This is a genomic window from Geminicoccus flavidas (genome assembly GCF_009806515.1).
Taxonomy (GTDB): Bacteria; Pseudomonadota; Alphaproteobacteria; order Geminicoccales; family Geminicoccaceae; genus Geminicoccus; species Geminicoccus flavidus.
The window spans coordinates 1-2030 of record NZ_WUJP01000347.1; the positions used below are offsets into that span (position 1 = coordinate 1).

The window sequence follows — 2030 nt, forward strand, 5'->3', positions numbered from 1 at the left end:
GTAGCGCTCGGCGACCACCTGCCAGTTCACCACGTTCCACCAGGCTTCCAGATAGGCGGCGCGGCGGTTCTGGTACTTCAGGTAGTAGGCGTGCTCCCACACGTCGTTGCCGAACAGGACCCGCTCGCCGTCCATGAGCGGCGTGTCCTGGTTCGGCCGGCTGGTCAGCGCCAGCGCACCGTCGCCGGTGACGGTCACGAACACCCAGCCCGAGCCGAACTGGTCGGCGCCTGCCTTGTTGAACGCGGCCTTGAACGCCTCGAACCCGCCCAGGTCCCGGTCGATCGCCTCCGCCAGCTCGGCGGACGGCGCCCCGCCGCTGCCGCCCATCACCTGCCAGAACATGGTGTGGTTGGCATGGCCGCCGCCATTGTTGCGCACCGCCTTGCGCACGTCCTCCGGCACGCTGTCCAGCTTGGCCAGGATCTCGTGCAGCGGCTGCTTGGCCAGCTCGCCATGGCCGCTCACCGCCTGGTTCAGCTTCTCGACATAGCTGGCATGGTGCTTGTCGTGGTGCAGCTCCATGGTCTGCGCGTCGATGTGCGGCTCGTTCTGGTCATACTCGTAGGGCAGCGGCTCCAGCTTGAACGGCCCTTCCGCCGCCTGGGCGAAGGCGGGACGCCTGCCCAGCAGGCCGGTGCCGATCAGGCCGGTGCCGGCCAATCCGGCAAGGGCGAAGCGACGGGTCAGCATGGTCATGATCTCGCTCTTCTGGTGCGGCCCGTCGTGGGACGGGGCGGTTCCTAGGGGATCGGCGCCAGGACCGGCGCTCTCGACGCAACGGCCGGAGCCGGCCGGGGCTCCGGCTCGGCTTGCGCCTGCCTAAAACTGAGGCGGATTGGTGCAGTTTTCGACAGTCTGTTGGACAAGTGCGTTGAAATCGGGCAGCCAGCCGTGTCATTCGCGGCCATGCCCGCCGACCCCGCGTCGGTTCAGTTACCTTCACCTGGATTCATGATGTCCGAGGACAACCTGCTCGACCTCGCGCTCGTCCGCCTCGACGAGGCTGCCCGCCATCTCCCGATCGATCCCGACGTGATCGAGAAGCTGAAATACCCGCGCGAGACGACCAAGGCCCGGCTGATGATCCGCATGGACGACGGGTCGCGCAAATCCTTCATCGCCTGGCGCTGCCGCTACGACGACACGCGCGGCCCCACCAAGGGCGGCATCCGCTACCATCCGGACGCCAGCGAGGAGGAGGCCGAGGCGCTGGCCTTCTGGATGACCTTCAAGTGCGCGGTGATGAACCTGCCCTATGGCGGTGGCAAGGGCGCGGTGCGGGTCGATCCTCGCACCTTGTCCCGGAGCGAGTTGGAGCGGCTGTCTCGCGCCTACATCCAGGCGTTCGCCCGGATCCTCGGTCCCGACCGCGACATCCCGGCCCCCGACGTCTACACCAACTCAATGATCATGGGCTGGATGGCGGACGAGTACGCGCAGATCGTCGGCCAGGCCGCCCCTGCCGTCATCACTGGCAAGCCGCTGGCGCTGGGCGGCTCGGTCGGGCGTGACGACGCCACCGCCCGGGGCGGCTACTACCTCACCTGCCACCTGGCCGCCGAGATGGGCTTAGGGGAGCAGATGCGGGTGGCGATCCAGGGCTTCGGCAATGCCGGCCGGCACATCGCCCGCCTGCTCGCCGCGGACGGCCACAAGATCGTCGCGGTCTCGGATTCCGCCGGTGCGGTATTCGCCCATGACGGGCTGAACGTGGAGCGGCTGGAGGCGGCCAAGGCGGCCGGCCAGCCGGTCACCAGCACGGCGGGCGAGGACGGCCACCAGGAATGCCCGGCCAGCGAGATCATCGGCACGGACTGCGATCTCCTGGTGCCGGCGGCCCTGGAGAACATGATCCACGAGCGCAACGTGTCCAAGGTCCAGGCGCGCGTCGTGCTGGAGCTCGCCAACGGCCCGGTCACACCCGAGGCCGACCGGATCCTGGAGCGCAACGGCGTGATCGTGCTCCCCGACATCCTCGCCAATGCCGGTGGGGTGACCGTCTCCTATTTCGAGTGGGTGCAGAACCG

2 protein-coding genes are annotated in these 2030 nt (G+C 68.4%); one reads left to right on the forward strand and one right to left on the reverse strand.

Annotated elements, in window-relative coordinates:
* Positions 1–699 (reverse strand): superoxide dismutase (locus tag EQG76_RS09610; protein WP_159712825.1); only part of this gene is annotated, 699 nt, incomplete at its 3' end.
* 258 nt (positions 700–957) lie between these two features.
* Between EQG76_RS09610 and EQG76_RS09615 the strand changes: the two genes are divergently transcribed.
* The coding region (locus EQG76_RS09615) for a Glu/Leu/Phe/Val family dehydrogenase (protein ID WP_159712827.1) at positions 958–2030 on the forward strand (1073 nt) is incomplete at its 3' end.